Raw genomic sequence first — 1,242 nt, 5'->3', positions numbered from 1 at the left:
ATTAAACAGCAAAAGTCTGTAAGACTTTACCTGTAAGCTTTTGACCCAGTAAAGGGGTATTTTTTCCTTGAGATAAAATAGTGTCTTTACTTACAGTCCAGCTTAACTCAGGATCTACTAACACCCACCCTGCTTCGGCTTGCCAACGAGCTGTCATATTTGCTACCTGTGCAGGAGCACTTGTCACTTTAGTTACCCATTCTAAAGGTTCAAATAAACCTTCATTAATGAGCTGAATACCCAAAGCCACATAAGTATCAAATGCAGTAATACCCGGTTGGGTCTCTGCAAATGGAGCCATTTTAGCTGAACTGCTTAAAGGCTCATGGTGGGTACAGATAGCATCAATTACACCTTGTTTTAAACCTTGACGTAAAAGCTCTTTATCTTGCTCAGAACGTAATGGTGGACGAACATGTGCAAGTGAATTGAAGCCATCAATTAGTTGCTCAGTTAAATGTAACTGATGCATTGCTACATCGGCAGTAACCGGTAAACCTTTTGCTTTTGCAGCACGAATTAATTCGACCGAAGCGCCACAAGACAACAAACCAAAGTGAGCTTTGACACCTGTCGCTTCAATCATAAGCAGATATTTTGCAATCGCTACGGTTTCTGCAATTGCAGGAATCATTGGTAAACCTTGACGTGATGCAATAAAGCCTTCATGAGCACAACCATCTTTAGCAAGTTGTGGCTCTTCAGCATAGAAAACGACGGTTAAACCAAGACCCGCAGCGTACTCTAATGTACGAACGACGACATCCTCATGTTCAAAAGCCGCATTCGCATTTGAAACAGCAGTACAGCCACCCTGTTTAAGGCCCGCCATATTTGCTGGTTGCTTACCATTTAGACCTTGAGTCTGGGCACCGATGATATGCATGTGAATACCACCATCATGCCAAGCTTTTTCAATTAAGCCGTGAATAAGCGCACCGTTGTCTTGTACAATCGGCTTTGAGTCTGGCGGCGTAATGACGTGCAAAATACCGTTAGCACGTGCAGCTTTCCCTTCTGATTTCAACGTTCCATGCTGCTGCTGACCCGGTTCACGCAAACGTGCGCACAAATCAACCATAGTTGGCATTAACCATTTACCCTGACCATCAATGGTCTGTTCAACTTGATCGACTGGAGCAACGAGCTTACCGTCTTGAATATATACAGTTTGTACGCTGTCTGTTTTTTGGATTGGGTCTAACACACGTACATTTTCAATTTTTACAATACTCATGTGAT

1 protein-coding gene is annotated in these 1,242 nt (G+C 43.0%); it reads right to left on the bottom strand.

The features are described 5' to 3' along the window. Position 1 precedes the first annotated feature (1 nt). A complete protein-coding gene (locus VXQ92_RS19020) occupies positions 2-1,237 on the bottom strand; it encodes a dihydroorotase (protein WP_416682850.1) in 1,236 nt (411 codons plus the stop codon). Between the last annotated feature and the right edge of the window lie 5 nt (positions 1,238-1,242).

The organism is Acinetobacter sp. 228, assembly GCF_048147885.1.
Note: the sequence above shows the minus strand (reverse complement) of the source record. Positions and strands in the feature narration are given on the sequence as shown.